Source organism: Noviherbaspirillum sp., from assembly GCF_035654295.1.
Taxonomy (GTDB): domain Bacteria; phylum Pseudomonadota; class Gammaproteobacteria; order Burkholderiales; family Burkholderiaceae_D; genus Noviherbaspirillum.
The window spans coordinates 17,131-34,984 of the sequence record NZ_DASRXF010000221.1 but is presented as its reverse complement, the minus strand read 5'-3'; the positions used below and the strand labels follow the sequence as shown (position 1 = coordinate 34,984).

The 17,854-nt window shown below is 63.7% G+C and carries 18 protein-coding genes; 10 read left to right on the top strand and 8 right to left on the bottom strand.

Features of this window, described 5'->3' with window-relative positions; all coding sequences use genetic code 11:
- The coding region (locus tag VFF99_RS20750; protein ID WP_325020831.1) for a putative PEP-binding protein at window positions 1-793 on the top strand (793 nt) is incomplete at its 5' end.
- Window positions 794-865: 72 nt separating this feature from the next.
- On the opposite strand, the gene VFF99_RS20745 is transcribed toward VFF99_RS20750, so the two are convergent.
- The 3 genes from VFF99_RS20745 to VFF99_RS20735 form a co-directional block, all read right to left on the bottom strand.
- On the bottom strand, window positions 866-2,383 hold the full coding sequence (locus tag VFF99_RS20745; protein ID WP_325020830.1) for a tripartite tricarboxylate transporter permease: 1,518 nt from the start codon (window positions 2,381-2,383) through the stop codon (window positions 866-868).
- A 2-nt stretch (window positions 2,384-2,385) separates the two neighbouring features.
- Window positions 2,386-2,868 (bottom strand): tripartite tricarboxylate transporter TctB family protein, encoded by a 483-nt coding sequence (locus VFF99_RS20740; RefSeq protein WP_325020829.1) that lies wholly within the window; start codon window positions 2,866-2,868, stop codon window positions 2,386-2,388.
- Between the two features lie 182 nt (window positions 2,869-3,050).
- Window positions 3,051-4,034: a tripartite tricarboxylate transporter substrate binding protein gene (locus tag VFF99_RS20735; protein ID WP_325020828.1), complete on the bottom strand. Its 984-nt coding sequence runs from the start codon at window positions 4,032-4,034 to the stop codon at window positions 3,051-3,053.
- 425 nt (window positions 4,035-4,459) lie between these two features.
- Here VFF99_RS20735 and metX point away from each other — a divergent pair, with 425 nt between their 5' ends.
- The 4 genes from metX (at window position 4,460) to VFF99_RS20715 (ending at window position 8,491) form a co-directional block, all read left to right on the top strand.
- Entirely contained in the window at window positions 4,460-5,608 is a 1,149-nt protein-coding gene (gene metX / locus VFF99_RS20730; protein WP_325020827.1) for a homoserine O-succinyltransferase MetX, read from the top strand.
- A complete protein-coding gene (gene metW / locus VFF99_RS20725; RefSeq protein WP_325020826.1) occupies window positions 5,605-6,216 on the top strand; it encodes a methionine biosynthesis protein MetW in 612 nt (203 codons plus the stop codon). Before metX ends, metW begins: the two co-directional genes overlap by 4 nt.
- 61 nt (window positions 6,217-6,277) lie before the next feature.
- Window positions 6,278-7,582, top strand: coding sequence for an AmpG family muropeptide MFS transporter (locus VFF99_RS20720; RefSeq protein WP_325020825.1), 1,305 nt, complete (start codon window positions 6,278-6,280; stop codon window positions 7,580-7,582).
- Window positions 7,583-7,594: 12 nt separating this feature from the next.
- The gene (locus tag VFF99_RS20715; RefSeq protein WP_325020824.1) at window positions 7,595-8,491 is read left to right on the top strand and encodes a M48 family metallopeptidase; all 897 of its coding nucleotides are present in this window, start codon (window positions 7,595-7,597) and stop codon (window positions 8,489-8,491) included.
- Here the strand turns inward: VFF99_RS20715 and VFF99_RS20710 are convergent.
- Window positions 8,481-9,278: an exodeoxyribonuclease III gene (locus VFF99_RS20710; RefSeq protein WP_325020823.1), complete on the bottom strand. Its 798-nt coding sequence runs from the start codon at window positions 9,276-9,278 to the stop codon at window positions 8,481-8,483. The genes VFF99_RS20715 and VFF99_RS20710 overlap by 11 nt on opposite strands.
- Window positions 9,279-9,410: 132 nt before the next feature.
- Between VFF99_RS20710 and pyrE the strand changes: the two genes are divergently transcribed.
- Together pyrE and VFF99_RS20700 are read left to right on the top strand one after the other, a co-directional pair.
- Window positions 9,411-10,076 carry an orotate phosphoribosyltransferase gene (gene pyrE, locus VFF99_RS20705; protein WP_325020822.1) on the top strand — a complete coding sequence of 222 codons (666 nt, stop codon included), beginning with the start codon at window positions 9,411-9,413 and terminating at the stop codon, window positions 10,074-10,076.
- A gap of 26 nt (window positions 10,077-10,102) precedes the next feature.
- Window positions 10,103-10,717, top strand: a complete 615-nt coding sequence (locus tag VFF99_RS20700; protein ID WP_325020821.1) for a DUF4124 domain-containing protein — start codon at window positions 10,103-10,105, stop codon at window positions 10,715-10,717.
- Window positions 10,718-10,753: 36 nt separating this feature from the next.
- Here VFF99_RS20700 and gatB read toward each other — a convergent pair whose 3' ends face one another.
- From gatB to gatC, 4 genes are read right to left on the bottom strand one after another with little or no spacing between them, the layout of a single operon-like run.
- Window positions 10,754-12,214 (bottom strand): Asp-tRNA(Asn)/Glu-tRNA(Gln) amidotransferase subunit GatB, encoded by a 1,461-nt coding sequence (gene gatB / locus VFF99_RS20695; protein WP_325020820.1) that lies wholly within the window; start codon window positions 12,212-12,214, stop codon window positions 10,754-10,756.
- Between the two features lie 17 nt (window positions 12,215-12,231).
- Window positions 12,232-12,726, bottom strand: coding sequence for a hypothetical protein (locus VFF99_RS20690; protein WP_325020819.1), 495 nt, complete (start codon window positions 12,724-12,726; stop codon window positions 12,232-12,234).
- Window positions 12,723-14,183, bottom strand: a complete 1,461-nt coding sequence (gene gatA, locus VFF99_RS20685) for an Asp-tRNA(Asn)/Glu-tRNA(Gln) amidotransferase subunit GatA (protein WP_325020818.1) — start codon at window positions 14,181-14,183, stop codon at window positions 12,723-12,725. The genes VFF99_RS20690 and gatA overlap by 4 nt, the downstream gene beginning before the upstream one ends.
- Before the next feature lie 22 nt (window positions 14,184-14,205).
- A complete protein-coding gene (gene gatC / locus VFF99_RS20680) occupies window positions 14,206-14,508 on the bottom strand; it encodes an Asp-tRNA(Asn)/Glu-tRNA(Gln) amidotransferase subunit GatC (RefSeq protein ID WP_325020817.1) in 303 nt (100 codons plus the stop codon).
- Window positions 14,509-14,792: 284 nt separating this feature from the next.
- On the opposite strand from gatC, the gene VFF99_RS20675 reads away from it, so the two are divergent.
- The 3 genes from VFF99_RS20675 (at window position 14,793) to mreD (ending at window position 17,810) form a co-directional block, all read left to right on the top strand.
- Window positions 14,793-15,836, top strand: a complete 1,044-nt coding sequence (locus VFF99_RS20675; RefSeq protein WP_057290805.1) for a rod shape-determining protein — start codon at window positions 14,793-14,795, stop codon at window positions 15,834-15,836.
- 100 nt (window positions 15,837-15,936) lie between these two features.
- A complete protein-coding gene (gene mreC / locus VFF99_RS20670) occupies window positions 15,937-17,298 on the top strand; it encodes a rod shape-determining protein MreC (protein WP_325020816.1) in 1,362 nt (453 codons plus the stop codon).
- On the top strand, window positions 17,295-17,810 hold the full coding sequence (gene mreD / locus VFF99_RS20665; RefSeq protein WP_325020815.1) for a rod shape-determining protein MreD: 516 nt from the start codon (window positions 17,295-17,297) through the stop codon (window positions 17,808-17,810). Before mreC ends, mreD begins: the two co-directional genes overlap by 4 nt.
- Window positions 17,811-17,854 lie beyond the last annotated feature (44 nt).

The following is a 17,854-nucleotide window of genomic DNA, read 5'->3' as shown; positions in this document are numbered from 1 at the left end:
GCCGTCCGAGGATGAGCAGTTCGAGTCTTACCGGCAGGCCGTGGTGGCGATGAAGGGCCGTCCGGTCACGATCCGTACCCTCGATATCGGCGCCGACAAGCCGCTCGATGCGGCCGAGCAGACGGCGCTCAATCCGGCCCTGGGCCTGCGCGCGATCCGCTTCTGCCTTGCCGAGCCGCAGATGTTCCTGCAGCAGTTGCGCGCTATCCTGCGTGCGTCGGCCTACGGTCCGATCAAGCTGCTGATTCCCATGCTGGCGCATGCCTTCGAGATCGATCAGACGCTGGCGATGATCGAGCAGGCGAAGGCGCAGTTGCGCGAGCAGAACAAGAAGTTCGATCCGCTGATCCAGGTCGGCGCGATGATCGAGATCCCGGCGGCGGCGCTGACGCTGCCGATGTTCGTCAAGCGCATGGATTTCCTGTCGGTCGGGACCAACGACCTGATCCAGTACACGCTGGCCATCGACCGCGCCGACCATGAGGTTGCTCACCTGTACAACCCGCTGCACCCGGCCGTGCTCTACCTGTTGCATAGCACGATTTCCATCGGCGCCAAGGCCGGCATCCCGGTCTCGGTGTGCGGCGAGATGGCGGGCGACACGCGCATGACCCGCCTGTTGCTGGGCATGGGCCTGCGCGAGTTCTCGATGCATCCGACGCAGATCCTGCCGGTCAAGCAGGAGATTCTCAATACCGATCTCGGCGCGATCGGCGCGCAGACGAAAAAGATCCTGCGCACGATGGAGCCGGCGGCCATCCTGGAAGCCGTGGAGCAATTGCGCGCGCTGTAGACGTCAGGGCGCGGAAGCAAAAAAGGGGACTCGATCGAGTCCCCTTCTTCATTGGTCATCCAGTGTCGCCGCTCAGGGCGTGGCTGCTGCCGGCGCGGCGGCAGCGCGCTTGGCCTGACGACGCTTCCAGATCATCGGGCCGATCACCAATACGGCCGTCAGCAGCAGGATCGATGCCGAGATCGGCTTGGTGACGAAGATCGACATGTCGCCCTGGCTGATCGACAGCGCGCGGCGCAACTGCTGCTCCGCCACCGGGCCGAGGATCATGCCGACGATGGTCGGCGCGACCGGGACGTCGTAGCGGCGCATCAGGAAGCCGATCAGGCCGATGATGTACAGCAAGAGCAGGTCGAACCAGGAATTGCGCAGGCCGTACGCGCCGAGCGTGGCGAAGATCAGGATGCCGCCGTACAGCAGCGGGCGCGGAATCGACAGCAGCTTGATCCACAGGCCGACCAGCGGCAGGTTCAGGATCAGCAGCAGCACGTTGCCGATGTACATGGACGCGATCAGGCCCCACACCAGCAGCGGCTGGGTTTCGAACAGCAGCGGGCCCGGCTGCAGGCCGTATTGCTGGAAGGCGGCAAGCACGATGGCCGCGGTGGCCGAAGTCGGCAGGCCGATGGTCAGCAGCATGGCCAGGGTACCGGTGCTCGACGCATTGTTTGCCGCCTCCGGACCCGCCACGCCCTCGATCGCTCCCTTGCCGAATTCTTCCGGATTCTTGCTGAGCTTTTTCTCCATGGAATACGAGAGGAAGGTCGGGATCTCGGAGCCGCCGGCCGGCATCGCGCCGATCGGGAAGCCGAGCATGGTGCCGCGCAGCCAGGGCTTCCAGGAGCGCGCCCAGTCGGACTTCGACATCCAGATCGACCCCTTGACCTGTTCCAGCTTGTCCACGGTCTTGTTGAGGTAGGTCGCCAGATACAGCGTTTCGCCTACCGCGAACAGGCCCACCGCGGCCACGACGACGTCGATACCGTCCAGCAATTCCGGAATGCCCATGGTGAAGCGCGGCTGCCCGGTCTGTCCGTCGATGCCGATCAGGCCGATCCACAGGCCGAAGAACAGGCTGGCCAGTCCGCGGGCCATGGAGGCACCAAGCAGGGTGGACACGGTGACGAAGGCGAGCACCATGACCGAAAAATACTCGGCCGGGCCGAACTTGATCGCCACGTCCACTACCAGCGGCGCCACGACCGTCAGCATCACCACCGAGATGCTGCCGGCGACGAAGGAGCCGATCGCCGCGGTCGACAGCGCCGGCCCTCCGCGTCCCGCCTTTGCCATCACGTTGCCTTCCAGCGCGGTGATGATGGTGGCCGATTCGCCCGGCGTGTTGAGCAGGATCGAGGTGGTCGAGCCGCCGTACATCGCGCCGTAGTAGATGCCGGCAAACATGATGAGCGCGCCGGTCGGGTCGAAACTTGCCGTGGCCGGCAGGAGCAGCGCGACGGTCAGCGCCGGCCCGACGCCCGGCAGCACGCCGACCAGCGTGCCGAGGGTGACGCCGATGAAGCCCAGCATGAGGTTCTGCAGGGTCAGCGCGACCGCGAACCCCGACATCAAAGCGTTGAAGGTTTCCATGCTTACATCCCTCCCAGCAGGCCGGCCGGCAGGTTCAGTCCGAGCCCTTGCGTGAAGACGAAGAAGGCGATGCCCGACAGGATCAGCCCGACCACGATGTCGCGAACCAGCCGGCGGCTGCCGAAGCCGCGCGCCACCAGCGTAAAGAGGAAGGTCGAGGCGAGCACGAAGCCGGCCCAGGCGATCGCTGCCATGTGCAGGAGCACCGCCGCGCTCAGGATCGCGAAGGCGGCCCAGTCCGGTTCGTCGTGGGCTTCATCCATCGGCACGTTGCGCCAGCCGCCCGATACCGCCTGCCAGCTGAGGATGCCGCCAAGGATCACCAGCCCGGCGCCGATCATGTAGGGAAAGGCGCGCGGGCCGACCTGCGAGTAGCCGCCGCCGGCAGAAATGTCCTGCGTACCGACGATCACGAAGATCCCCAGCGCGGCCAGCGCAATGGAAAGCACGAGCTCTCCCAGGTTGATCGGAGAACGAGAGGTCATGTTATTCACCTAGAGTGCGAGTGTGATGTCTTATTTTTAGACCAGTACGGACGGCAAGGCGAGCCGCGGCGGAGCTGATCTCCGGACATGATGCAGCCCGGCCCCAGAAGGCAGGGGCCGGGCGTGATGCAAAAGCGAAGCGGGCGGGGCTGGGTGTTGCCCTGGCCCGCCCGATGCAGCGATTACTTCTTGGCGAGGCCGAGGCCGTTGATGATTTTTTCGGTCTGCTTGATCTCGTTGTCGAGGTATTGCGCGAACGCGTCGCCCGCCAGGTAGGTGTCGGCCCAGCCGTTCTTGGCGAGCAGGTCCTGCCAGGTCTTGGTCTTGACGGCCTTTTCGACGGTCGCCATCAGCTCGGCCTTCTGCGCATCGTTCAGGCCGGGGCCGCCGAAGACTGCGCGCCAGTTGGACAGTTCGACATCCACGCCTTGCTCTTTCAGCGTCGGCACATCGATGCCGGGCAGGCGCTTGCCGGAGGTCACCGCCAGCGGGCGGAACTTGCCCGACTGGATCTGGCCGGCGAATTCGTTATAGCCGGAAAGGCCTACCGTGACGTGGCCGCCGAGGATGGCCGCCTGCGCCTCGCCGCCGCCGGCGAACGGGATGTAGTTGATCTTGCTGACATCGACACCGGTGGCTTGCGCGATCATCGCCACGATGATGTGGTCGGTGCCGCCGGCCGAGCCGCCGCCCCAGGAGACGGCGCCGGGATTAGCCTTGAACTGGGCGATCAGGTCCTTGAGGGACTTGATCGGCGAGCTCGCGGGAACGACCAGCACGTCGTACTCGCCGGTCAGGCGGGCGATCGGAGTGACTTGCGACAGGTTGACCGGGGACTTGTTGAGTGCGATGCCGCCGACCATCACGCTGCCGCCGACCAGCAGGGCGCTCGGATCACCCTTGGCGGAGTTGACGAACTGGGCCAGGCCGATGGTGCCGGCGGCGCCGCCCTTGTTGTCGATCTGTACCTTCTTGACGATGTTATTCTGCTGCAGCGCCTGTCCGAAGCCGCGGCCGGTCTGGTCCCAGCCGCCGCCCGGGTTCGCCGGGACGAGGATCTTGACGTTGTCGAGAGCGAGTGCCGCAGGGGCGCTGGCGATCAGGCTGAGCGCCGCGACCGAACCGAGCAGCCAGCGGCTGAGGGAATTACGTTTGCCGATAGTCATGGTGAATCTCCTTCATCCTAGTAGGTACCCTGATTATTGTTTGAGCGCCAGGGCGCATGCGCTGCCGGACTTACTTTAGATCACCACAGCTTGCAATTAGCTTTCGATCACTGTCCGGTTTGAGAAAGGTCTAGCCGGGCGCCTCGATGTTGCCAGTTTGATACCGTCGTGTGCCTGTATCCCGTTAAGCCAGCTTAGCAGTCGGGTCCGGCTTGTAAAGCAAACAAGGAAGCGGTTTGACTGGCGGAACTGTCTTGGTTATTCTTACGCAACGCGCCGATTTGATGATCAGCTTGCGGGCGCGAAATAAATACGGCTAAAGCGTGCTTGCAAGAAAGCCCTGAAAGCCCGATAAGCTGTTGCCGCTATCGGGCTTTTTTGTTTTCGGCGCCCGGTTTCACCGATGCCCCGTTTTCTGGATCCTTATGCCATCCATCGGAATCGTTTCACCCAAATCGATGCATTTCCCCGAGCCGCTGCCGCTGCGCAGCGGCGCGTCGCTGTCCGACTACACCCTGATGTACGAAACCTACGGCACGCTCAACGCGGACCGGTCCAACGCCGTGCTGATCTGCCACGCGCTCAACGCGTCGCATCATGTCGCCGGCGTGTATGAGGGCGTGGACGGCAGCAAGAATGTCGGCTGGTGGGACAACATGGTCGGCCCCGGCAAGCCGGTCGACACCGACCGCTTCTTCGTCATCGGTGTCAACAACCCGGGCTCCTGCTTCGGCTCGACCGGCCCGATGCACACCAATCCGGCCACCGGCAAACCCTATGGCGCCGGCTTTCCCGTAGTGACGGTGGAGGACTGGGTGCACGCCCAGGCGCGGCTGGCGGACAAGCTCGGCATCAAGCAGTTCGCGGCCGTCATGGGCGGTTCGCTCGGCGGCATGCAGGCGCTTGCCTGGAGCATGATCTTCCCCGAGCGCGTGCGTCACGCGGTCGTGATCGCGTCCACGCCCAAGCTCAGCGCGCAGAACATTGCCTTTAACGACGTGGCGCGCCAGGCCATCCTCACCGATCCGGATTTCCACGGCGGCGACTACTATGCGCACGGCGTGGTGCCCAAGCGCGGCCTGCGCGTGGCGCGCATGGTCGGCCACATCACCTACCTGTCCGACGACAGCATGGCCGAGAAATTCGGGCGCTCGCTGCGCAACGGCGGATTCCAGTTCGGCTTCGGCATCGATTTCGAGATCGAGTCCTACCTGCGCTACCAGGGCGACAAGTTTTCAGAGTACTTCGATGCCAATACCTACCTCTTGATCACCAAGGCGCTCGATTACTTCGACCCTGCGCGCGAGCACGGCGAGGACCTTGCCGCCGCGCTGGCGAACACCAAGGCAGACTATCTGCTGGTGTCCTTCACCACCGACTGGCGCTTCTCGCCCGAGCGCAGCCGCGAGATCGTGCAGGCGCTGGTGAAGAACAAGCGCCGCGTCGACTATGCCGAGATCGACGCGCCCCACGGCCATGACGCCTTCCTGCTTGAAGACCCGCGCTACATGAATGTTGTGAAAGCTTATTACGACCGCATCTGGCGGGATATCGACGGCGGAGGCCGCGCATGAATTTCCGCGAACTGATCAGCCACCGCCCCGACCTCGCCTTCATCGCGCACTGGGTCGCGCCGGAATCGCACGTGCTCGACCTCGGCTGCGGCGACGGCGTGATGCTCGAATACCTGCAGTCCGAAAAGCGCTGCATCGGCTACGGCGTCGAGATCGACGACAACAAGATCCCGGTGTGCGTGGGCCGCGGCGTATCCGTCATCCAGCAAGACCTGGAAGCCGGCCTTGCCATGTTTACCGATAATGCGTTCGACAACGTGCTGTGCCTGTCGGCGCTGCAGATGATGAAGAACGTCGAAGGCATCCTTGCCGATATTGCACGGGTGGGCCGGGAAGCGATCGTCTCCTTCCCCAACTTCGCCTACTGGCCGCACCGTTTCGCGCTGCTGCGCGGGCGCATGCCGGTCTCGAAATCGCTGCCCTACGAGTGGTACGACACGCCCAACGTGCGTTGCGCCACGATCAAGGATTTTGAGGAACTCGCCAATAAAGTGGGACTCGAAGTGCTCGAATGCATTGCTTTGCATGAAGGTAAGCCTGTCTCATTCCTGCCCAACTGGCGTGGTAGCCTTGCCGTATTCCGATTACGCAAAAAAACAAACGCATGAAGCTGCCGCCGCGCGACCTGAACACCCTGCCTGAAGAATTCGTCACACTGGAACCCGCCGCATGAGCGCCAAAGAGGGGGAACACAAGGCGGGCACGCGCATCCGCGATGCCTTCCTGCAGCCGTCCGCATGGACCCTGTTTTTCTTCGGCTTCGCGTCCGGCCTGCCCTTCCTGCTGGTGGCCGGCACGCTGGCCTACTGGCTGAAGGAAAACGGGATCACGCTCAAGGACATCACCATGATCGCCAGCGCGGGCCTGGCGTATTCCTTCAAGTTCCTGTGGGCGCCTTTCATCGACCGCCTGCGCCTGCCGCTGCTGGGCCGGCTCGGCCAGCGGCGCAGCTGGCTGCTGCTGGCCCAGGTGGTCGTCATGATCGGTCTTGGTGCGATGGCATCCGTCACGCCCGCGGACCTCGGCCTGTTTGTCGGATTGACGCTGATGGTCGCCTTCGCCGGCGCCACCCTGGACATCGTGGTCGATGCCTACCGCATCGAGATTGCGCCCGTCGAAGCGCAGGGCGCGCTGGTCGCCACCTACTCGCTCGGCTACCGCATCGCGCTGATCGTCACCGGCGCGCTTGCGCTGGTGCTGGCCGACTATGCGGTCTGGCCAAACGTCTACCGGATGATGGCGCTGTGCATGCTCATCCCCATCGTCGTCAACCTGTTCGCACGCGAGCCGGATGTGATCCGTGAACGCGCTCGCAACTGGGTGGAAGGCATGCGCGAAGGCGTGGTCGAGCCGTTCGCCGACTTCTTCCGCCGCTTCGGCGGCCGGGTGGGCTTGCTGATCCTGCTGTTCATCCTGCTCTTCAAGGTATCGGACCAGGCACTCGTCGGCGGCATCATGGGCCCGTTCTACCTGGACCAGGGCTTCACCAAGACGCAGATCGCCGCCGTTTCCAAGGTCTATGGCATCTGGGTCGGGATTGCCGGCGCTTTTCTCGGCGGCATCGCGGTCGCCCGCTGGGGCGTGCAACGCGCGCTGCTGGCCGGCATCGTGCTGGGGGCAGGCAGCAACCTGCTGTACCTCGCGCTGATCGGCGCCAGCGGCAACGTGGGCATGCTGACGCTCGTGATTTCCGGTGAAAACCTGGCGCAAGGCTTGCTTGGAACAACGGCAGTGGCCTATCTGTCGGCGCTGGTGAACCAGCGCTACACGGCGACCCAATATGCGCTGTTCAGCTCGCTGATCACGCTGCCGGGCAAAGTCCTGGGATTCTATTCGGGCCGCATCGTGGAAGCGGTCGGGTATGCACCCTACTTCTGGATCACTACCCTGGCGATCGTTCCGGCGGTCGCCCTGTATTTCTGGCTGTCACCACGCGTCCGGCTGGAGGGAGACAGCACTGCTGAAACCTTGTAGAAAGGGCAAACCATGAAACGGTGGATTTCCATTCTGTTCGCGGCAGCGTCCTTCAGCGCCGCCCTGCCTCAGGCGAGCGCGAAGGACCAAGTCAGCCCGGATGGCGTCAAGGTTGAAAAAATGTCGCCGCTGCGCAAGCTCGTGCCCGAGGGCGAGCTTGAAGCCGCCGCGATGCAGCAATTCACCGCCCTCAAGCAGCAGGCCAGCCAGAAGGGCGTGCTGGTACCGGACGACCACCCCCAGGTGCAACGCCTGCGCACCATCGCCAAGAAACTGATTCCTCAGGCGGAGCGCTGGAACCCTGCTGCGACCGACTGGAAATGGGAAGTCAGCCTGATCGACTCCGACGACGTCAACGCCTTCTGCATGCCGGGCGGGAAGATCGGCTTCTTCACCGGCATCCTCGACAAGCTGAAGCTGACGGACGATGAAGTGGCGATCGTGATGGGGCACGAGATCGCGCATGCCTTGCGCGAACATGGCCGCGAGCGGCTGGCGAAGTCGAACCTGACCAATGTCGGCGCCAAGGTGCTGGGCGTGGGCCTGTCGGCGCTGTTCGGCATCGATCCCAACCTGACCGGGACCGCCACCGACCTCGGCGCCGGCGCCCTGATCCTGAAGTTTTCGCGCAGCGATGAAACCGAAGCCGACCTCGTCGGCCTGGATGTGGTGGCGCGCGCCGGCTACGATCCGCGCGCCGGCGTCGCGCTCTGGCAAAAGATGGGGAAGGTGAGCCAGAACGCACCCTTCGAGTGGCTGTCGACGCATCCGGCCGGCAAATCGCGCATCGCCGAAATGCGCAAACACATGCCTTCCGTGATGCCGCTGTATGCCAAGGCGAAGGGCGTGCCGCAGTCCAAGCTGCCGCCCTATACCACCAATGTGAAAGGGATTGCGCCTATCCCTTGATGAAGGCGGAGGCGCCGTCGTACTCGATGGTCAGCGGCGCGTGGTCGGAGAAGCGCTCATCCTTGTAGACGGCGGCGCCGCTGGCTTTGGCCGCGATGCCCGGGGTGGAGATGTGATAGTCGATGCGCCACCCCACGTTCTTCGCCCAGGCCTGACCGCGGTTGCTCCACCAGGTGTAGGAATCGCCGGTGGTCTCCGGATACAGCCTGCGGTACACATCCACCAGGCCGACTTCATCCAGCACCTGCGTCATCCAGGCGCGCTCTTCCGGCAGGAAGCCGGAATTCTTCTGGTTGCTCTTCCAGTTCTTGAGGTCGATTTCCTTGTGCGCGATGTTCCAGTCGCCGCACAGCACTACTTCCTGCCCGCAGTTGCGCAGCTTCTGCAGGTGGGGCAGGAACACTTCCATGAAGCGGAATTTCGCTTGCTGCCGCTCCTCGCTCGACGAGCCCGACGGGCAATACACCGAGATCACCGACAGCTTGCCGAAGTCGCACTGGACGTAGCGGCCTTCCGCATCGAACTCGTCGCAGCCGAAGCCGACCTGGATCGCGTCCGGCGCGAATTTCGAATAGATGCCGACGCCGGAGTAGCCCTTCTTTTCGGCAAAGTGGAAATGGCCGTGGTAGCCGCCGGGTGAGCGGAAGTCCGCAGTCATGTCGGCATCCTGCGCCTTCAGTTCCTGCACGCAGACGAAATGCGCATCGTGCCTGGCCATCCAGTCGAAGAAGCCCTTCTTGGCGGCGGAGCGGATACCGTTGAGGTTGGCGGAAACGATCTTGAGCATGGTGTTCACCGGGAAAAACGAGCGGCTAGCATACCCGATCCGGTGGACTTTTGTGGCAGACGGCGCAGCCAGTACAATGCCTGCTTGGCCGGCATCGGCCGGTATTGTCAAATTTTTCACATCGAGGGCATCTTGAGTAAGCTGAGCCAGGAATTCATCGAGTTCTCCGTCAATGCAGGCGTGCTGCGTTTCGGCGAGTTCATCACCAAGGCGGGACGCACCTCGCCTTACTTCTTCAACGCCGGCCTGTTCAACGACGGCGCCACGCTCGGCAAGCTCGCCGATTTCTACGCGCAGACCCTGCTCGATTCCGGCATCGAATTCGACATGCTGTTCGGGCCGGCCTACAAGGGCATCACGCTCGCGGCGGCGACCTCGATCGCGCTCGCGCAGAAGGGCCGCAACGTGCCCTTCGCGTACAACCGCAAGGAAGCGAAGGACCACGGCGAAGGCGGCACGATGGTCGGCGCCAAGCTGCAGGGCAGGGTGGTGATCATCGATGACGTGATCTCCGCCGGCACCTCGGTGCGCGAGTCGGTGGACATGATCCGCGCCGCCGGCGCCACGCCCTGCGCCGTGCTGATCGCGCTAGATCGCATGGAAAAATCGGGCAAGGACGGCGCGCTGTCCGAGCACTCCGCCGTGCAGGAAGTGACCAAGGCCTACGGCATGCCGGTCGTGTCTATTGGCAACCTTGCCGATTTGTTGGAATATATCTCGCACGCAGGCGCCAATCCCGACCTGGCGAAGTACAAGGACGCGGTGGCCGCCTATCGGAGCCGCTACGGCGTGATGTAACTCACTGAAGCATCCCGGGAGGAGCAATGAGTTCACTGAAGACCGCGTTGTTCCTTTCGCTGGCGATGCCGATGGCCGGCGTCCACGCGCAGATCTACATGTGCAAGGACGCCTCCGGCCGCACCCTCACTTCCGACCGCCCCATTCCAGAATGTGCCGACCGCGCCATGCGCGAGCTCGACAAAAGCGGCCGCGCGCGGCGCGACATTCCCGCTCCCATGACGGCCGAAGAGAAGCGCAGGCTCCAGCAGGAAGAGGAAAGGCGCAAGGCGGAACTGGTAGCCGCCGACGAACAGCGCCGCAGCGACCGGCTGTTGCGCGCGCGCTACCGGAGCGAGGCCGAAATCGAGGAGGCGCGCAAGCGCACGCTGGAGCAGGTGGACGACCGCGTCAGGCGCGACAAGGCCGCGCTCGCCGCCGCCGAGAAACAGCAGCAACAGGCGCAGGCCGAAGCCGATGCATTGAAAAAGAAAAACGAAGTGGTGCCCACTGTCCTTCAGCATCGCATTGACGACGCCGCGCAGACGATTGCAGGCACCCGCAAGGCGCTCCAGGGGCACGAGGCGGATGCCGCCGAGGTGAATGCACGGCACGATGCGCTCCTGAAGCGCTTCCGCGAACTGAACGTCGCGGCGAGATAAGCGCGCCAAAGTGTCTCGTGGCGCGCTTGTCCGGACTCAGCCCGCCAGCTTTTGCTTCAGCAATTCCGTCAGCTGCGCCGGGTTGGCCTTGCCCTTGGTCGCCTTCATGGCCTGGCCGATGATGGCGTTGAACGCCTTTTCCTTGCCCGCGCGGTATTCCTCCACCGATTTGGCATTCGCCGCGAGCACTTCGTCCACGATCTTCTCGAGGGCGCCGGTGTCAGAAATCTGCTTGAGACCCTTCGCCTCGATGATGTCGTCGGCCAGCGTTGCCTTGTCCGAGCGCGCTTCCCACATGCCGGCGAAGACTTCCTTGGCGATTTTGTTCGAGATCGTGCCGTCGGCGATGCGCTGCAACAGCAGGGCAAACTGTTCCGCCTTCACCGGCGCGTCGGCGATCTCGACGCCTTCGCGGTTCAGCGTCGATGACACATCGCCCATCAGCCAGTTCGCCGCGGGCTTCGCCTGTTCCTTGCCGGCTTTCGCCACCACCGCCTCGAAGTAGGATGCCATCGCCTTCGACTGCGTCAACACAGATGCGTCGTACTCCGGCAGGCCGTAATCCTGCACGAAGCGCTCGCGCATCGCACCCGGCAGTTCCGGCATCGTTGCCTTCACGCGCTCGATCCATTCCTGCGCGATCACCAGCGGCGGCAGGTCGGGGTCGGGGAAGTAGCGGTAATCCTGCGCGTCTTCCTTGCTGCGCATGGAGCGCGTTTCCTTGCGGTCCGGATCGTACAGGCGGGTTTCCTGCACCACCTTGCCGCCATCCTCGATCAGCTCGATCTGGCGGCGGACTTCGTAGTTGATCGCTTCTTCCAGGAAGCGGAAGGAGTTCAAGTTCTTGATCTCGCAGCGCGTGCCGTATTCCGTCTGGCCGAAAGGGCGGACGGAAACGTTGGCGTCGCAGCGGAAGGAGCCTTCCTGCATGTTGCCGTCGCAGATACCCAGCCATACCACCAGCGAGTGCAGCGCCTTCGCGTAGGCGACCGCCTCGGCGGCGCTGCGCATGTCGGGTTCCGTCACGATTTCCAGCAGCGGGGTGCCGGCACGGTTGAGGTCGATGCCGCTCATGCCGTGGTAATCCTCGTGCAGCGATTTGCCGGCGTCTTCTTCGAGGTGCGCGCGGGTCAGTTGCACCGTCTTCATTTCGGCCTTGCCGTCCTTCTCAACGACGAAGGAGAGGGTGCCGCCCTGCACGACCGGGATCTCGTACTGGCTGATCTGGTAACCCTTGGGCAGGTCGGGGTAGAAGTAATTCTTGCGGGCGAAGATCGATTGCGGGGCGACCTTGGCGCCGATGGCGAGGCCGAACTGGATGGCGCGTTCCACCGCTCCCTTGTTCATGACCGGCAGCACGCCGGGCAGGGCCAGGTCCACCGGGCAGGCTTGCGTGTTCGGCTCGGCGCCGAACTGCGTCGCTGCACCGCTGAAAATTTTCGACTCGGTCGAGAGCTGAGCGTGCGTCTCAAGTCCGATGACGACTTCCCATTGCATAGTGTTTTCCTCAGAAATTATTCTTCGTAACGGCACTGTCCGGTTTTCAGGTTCACCGACAGTTCCGAAAAATTGGTCCGCGATCCGCACAGCGCGGGGCAGCTCGGCTTCACATTCAATGTGTCGCCGTCGCGTTCGAGCCGGATGGTGCAATTGAGCCGGCGATCGAAATCGTAGCCGCGCCGGTTGCGCGCGTCGCGTGCATTCTCCAGCGCGATGCGCCACTGCACGGTCGGTGCGGCATCGCGCACTTCGGCTGTCAAGCCGTCGCTTTCGTCGATACTGCAATCGAAGCCGTGCGTGCTGCGGAACAGCGATGATTCCCAGCGGAAGGCTGCGATATGGTCGCCCTTGAGGCGGATCTCGGCGTTGTCCGCATAGGTCACCGGCTCGCCATTCTCCGTGCGCGCGACGCTGCACGAGAAACGCGTCTCGAGCTGCTGTTCCACAGCCGTTGCGCTTCCCGCAACAAGCAGAAGCGTGGTCAGCATTGCGCGCAGGAGATGGTTCATAAGCCTTCCGGAGTGCGGTTGTGCCAGTCGGTGACGCGCTGGTACTGATGCGCCACGTTCAGCAGCCTGGCTTCGTTGAAATAGTTGCCGATGATCTGCAGGCCCACCGGACGCTTCGCATTCTTCTCGCCCTTGCCGAAACCGCAGGGGATCGACATGCCGGGCAGGCCGGCCAGGCTGGTCGACAGCGTGAAGATGTCGGCAAGATAATTCGCCACCGGATCGTCGGCCTTGTCGCCGATATCCCACGCCACGGTCGGGCAGACCGGTCCCATGATCACATCGCATTGCTTGAAAGCCTCCTGGAAATCCTGCGCGATCAGGCGGCGGATCTTCTGCGCCTGCAGGTAGTAGGCATCGTAATAACCGTGCGACAGCACGTAGGCGCCCACCAGGATGCGGCGCTTCACTTCGTCGCCGAAACCTTCCGCGCGCGACTTGCGATACATGTCGGCGAGGTCCTTGTACTCCTTTGCGCGATGGCCGTAGCGCACACCGTCGAAGCGCGACAGGTTGGAGGATGCCTCCGCCGGTGCGATCACGTAATAGACGGGGATCGAGAGTTCGGTCTTCGGCAAGGAAATGTCCACCAGCGTCGCGCCCAGCTTTTCATACTCGCGCAGGGCGGCGCGCACCGCTTCTTCCACATCCGCCGCCAAACCTTCGCCGAAGTATTCGCGCGGTACGCCGATCCTCAGGCCCTGCAGCGGCTTGTCGAGGTCGCGGGCGAAATCTTCCGCGGGGCGTTCGAGGCTGGTCGAGTCCTGCGGGTCGAAGCCGGCCATCGCGTTGAGCAGCAGCGCGCAGTCTTCCGCCGTCTGCGCCATCGGGCCGCCCTGGTCGAGCGAGGATGCAAAAGCGATCATGCCGAAGCGCGACACGCGGCCATACGTCGGCTTGATGCCGGTGACGCCGCACAGCGCGGCCGGCTGACGGATCGATCCGCCGGTGTCGGTGGCCGTCGCTGCAGGCGCGAGGCGGGCGGCGATGGCCGCAGCGGAGCCGCCGGACGAGCCGCCGGGAATGGCATTCCTGTCCCACGGATTCCTGACCGCGCCGAAGAACGAATTTTCATTCGATGACCCCATGGCAAATTCATCACAGTTCAGTTTTCCGAGGTTCACCATGCCTGCCGTGCGGAACTGTTTCACCACGGTAGCATCGAAGGGGCTGATGTAACTTGAGAGCATCTTCGAGCCCGCCGTGGAGCGCCAGTCGCGCGTGACGAAAATGTCCTTGTGCGCGATGGGAACGCCGGTCAGCGGTGTCGTGTCGCCTTTGGCAATGCGCGCGTCGGCCTCGGCGGCTTGTGCCAGCGTCAGCCCTTCGTCGACGTGGATGAAGGCGTTCAGGTCGCTTTGAGCGATGCGCGCGAGGTACAGCCTGGCCAGCTCGGTGGCGGAAACTTGTTTTGCCTGCAGCAGTGCTGAGAGTTCTTTGAGTGTCTTGGTGTGCATAGGAAGATGGTGCGCGGCGCTCTTATTCGATGACTTTCGGAACCAGGTACAGGCCGTCCTGGGTGGCGGGAGCGACCTTCTGGTACTCCTCCCGGCGGTTCTGCTCGGTGACTGCGTCTTCGCGCAGGCGCAGGGCTACGTCGTTCTGGTAGGCGGCGATCGGATGGTTGAGCGGTTCGATGCCGGCGGTATCGACGGCGCGCATCTGCTCCACCAGGTTGAAGATGTCGTTGAGCTTGTCCAGCGTGCGGGCAGCCTGGTCTTCGTTCAGATCGAGCTGCGCCAGGCGGGCAAGGCGTTTAACGTCGGAGAGGTCGAGTGACATGATGGAAAGGATTTGCCGGCCCTTGGAAGGCCGTTATTTTCAAAGGAACAAAATGTTTTCTAATTCTGGCAAAAACTTGTCAAAACGCGCGATCTGGTGTGTATCCGGTACGCATTTTTGAAGTTTCCGCCGACTAACTTCGGCTAAATTATAAGGTAGAATGATGGGTTAATACCTCGCCGGCGATAGCAGCTTTGACATGCCGCCGGTACGGAGGTTTTCACCACCAACCACGACCAACCACGACCAACATTAAGCGCGCGACGATGCGCACGGGACCATACATGTTCGGATTTTTACGCAGTTACTTCTCTAACGACCTGGCAATCGACCTGGGCACGGCCAATACGCTGATCTACGTGCGCAACATGGGTATCGTGCTGGACGAACCGTCGGTGGTGGCGATTCGTCAGCAGGGCGGCCCGAACGGCAAGAAAACCATCCAGGCCGTCGGCAAGGAGGCCAAGCAGATGCTGGGCAAGGTGCCGGGCAATATCGAGGCGATCCGCCCGATGAAGGATGGCGTGATCGCCGACTTCACCGTCACCGAGCAGATGCTCAAGCAGTTCATCCGCATGGTGCACGACTCCAAGCTGTTCAAGCCGTCCCCGCGCATCATCATCTGCGTTCCCTGCGGTTCCACCCAGGTCGAGCGCCGCGCGATCCGCGAATCCGCGCTCGGCGCGGGCGCCTCGCAGGTGTACCTGATCGAAGAACCGATGGCCGCCGCGATCGGCGCCGGCCTGCCGGTATCCGACGCGACCGGCTCGATGGTGGTCGACATCGGGGGCGGTACGACCGAAGTCGGCATCATCTCGCTGGGCGGCATGGTGTACAAGGGCTCCGTGCGCGTGGGCGGCGACAAGTTCGACGAAGCGATCGTCAACTACATCCGCCGCAACTACGGCATGCTGATCGGCGAGCAGACCGCCGAAGCGATCAAGAAGGAAATCGGCTCCGCCTTCCCGGGTTCCGAAGTCAAGGAAATGGAAGTCAAGGGCCGCAACCTGTCCGAGGGCATCCCGCGTTCGTTCACGATCTCCAGCAACGAGATCCTGGAAGCGCTGACCGATCCGCTGAACAACATCGTCTCCGCCGTGAAGAACGCGCTCGAGCAGACCCCGCCGGAACTCGGCGCGGACATCGCCGAGAAGGGCATGATGCTGACCGGCGGCGGCGCACTGCTGCGCGACCTGGACCGCCTCCTGATGGAAGAAACCGGCCTGCCCGTGATCGTCGCCGAGGATCCGCTGACCTGCGTGGTGCGCGGCTCCGGCATGGCGCTCGAGCGCATGGACAAGCTCGGTTCCATCTTCTCCTACGAGTAAGCGACACGATGTTTTTCCTGACACGCCTTGCCGGGATTCCGCAAGGCGTGCCGCCGGACAGAAATTCTCGGTCACCTTTCGCAATCTTCGCTAGACCCTGATGGATTACAGTCCACCGCCACTCTTCAAGCAAGGCGCGTCAGCCCGTGCCAAAGTGGTGTTCTTCTCCCTGATCGCCCTGATCCTGCTGGTGGCCGACGCGCGCCTGCGTTCGCTGGGCGCCATCCGCCAGGTGGTCGGCACCGCGCTTTACCCGCTGCAGGTCGTGGCCTTGCTGCCGCGCGACGCCGCCTACATGGTCGGCGGCTACTTCTCTTCGCTGTCGGCGATGCAGAAGGAGAATCGCGGCCTGAAAGAGCAGCAGATCACCAACGGCCAAACGCTGCAGCAGGTGCAGCAGCTGACGGCCGAGAACGCACACCTGCGCAAACTGCTGTCGGCCAACGAGCGGCTCGCGGTGAAATCCGTGATGACCGAGATCCTGTACGACGCCCGTGACGCCTTCACCCGCAAGATCATCGTCGATCGCGGCACCAGCCACGGCGTGGCGCAGGGGCAGCCGGTCATCGACGACGTCGGCGTGGTCGGCCAAGTGACGCGCGTCTTCCCGTTCACCTCGGAAGTGACGCTGCTGACCGACAAGGACCAGGCGATTCCGGTGCAGGTGGTGCGCAGCGGACTGCGCAGCATCGCCTACGGTCAGGGCCACTCCGGCGCGCTCGACCTGCGCTTCATGCCTGCCAATGCCGACATCCAGAACGGCGACGTGCTTGTCACGTCCGGCATCGACGGCGTGTATCCGGCCGGCCTGGCCGTGGCCAAGGTGACCCAGGTGGATCGCAAGTCGTCCGACGCCTTCGCGCGCATCGTCTGCCAGCCGCTGGCCGGCATCGACCGCAACCGCCAGCTGCTCATTCTGCTGACCGAAATGCGTTTCCCGCCGCGCCCCGAGCCTGAAGATCCGAAGAAGGAAAGGGCGGCCAAGCGCGAGGCAGCCAAGGAGGCGGCCAAGCAGGCTGCGGCAGCCAATCCGGCTGCAGCGGCGAGCCCGCAAGCGCCTGCGGCAGTGCCTGCCAACGGAGCGGCTGGAGTCGCTCCCACCTCTGCCGCCGTGCCGGCCGCTGCACCGGTTGCCGACAAGCCTGCGACGCCACAGGCCGCTGCGCCCGCGCCCGTCAAGCCGGCGCCAAGCGCGCCCGCTCCGGCGAAGCCGGCCGCAACCACGCCTGCACCTGCACCTGCACCTGCGCCTGCAAATGCGGCAGCGCCGGCCAAGCCGGCCGCAACCACGCCCGGAACGAGTGCGGCACCGGCAGCAGCCCGTACAGCGGCCCCCGCAGCCCTCGCAGCGCCGAAGCCGCCCGCGCCCGTGCCGGCAAGACCCGCGCCGGCCGCCGCAACCGCGCCTGCTGCAACACCAGCCGCCGCACCGGCCGCAACACCGCAGGGAGCCACGCCATGAACCACCGTCCGCAATACATCCTGCTGCCGGCGAACCCGCTGTTCATCGTTGCCAGCCTGATCGTCGCCTTCCTGCTGAACCTGTTGCCTTGGGGCGGTTGGGTGGGCATTCCCGACTTCGTCGCGCTGGTGCTGGTGTTCTGGAGCATCCACCAGCCGCGCAAGGTGGGTATCGGCATCGCCTTCTTCATGGGGCTGCTGATGGATGTGCACGATGCGACGCTGCTCGGCGAGAACGCGCTTTCGTACACCCTGCTGTCGTATTTCGCGATCATGATCCACCGCCGGGTGCTGTGGTTCAAAGTGTCGACGCAGACCCTGCATGTGCTGCCGCTGCTGGTCCTGATGCAGTTCGTGCAGCTGCTGATCCGGATGATGGTGAGCGGCGATTTTCCGGGCTGGTTCTTCTTCCTGGAAAGCTTCATCGCCGCCGCATTGTGGCCGGTCGTGACATGGATCCTGCTGGCGCCGCAGCGGCGTGCGGTCGATCGTGACGACACCCGCCCGATCTGACCGGTGCACCTTGTTTTCGACCGCCTGCATGGCAGGAAATCGCC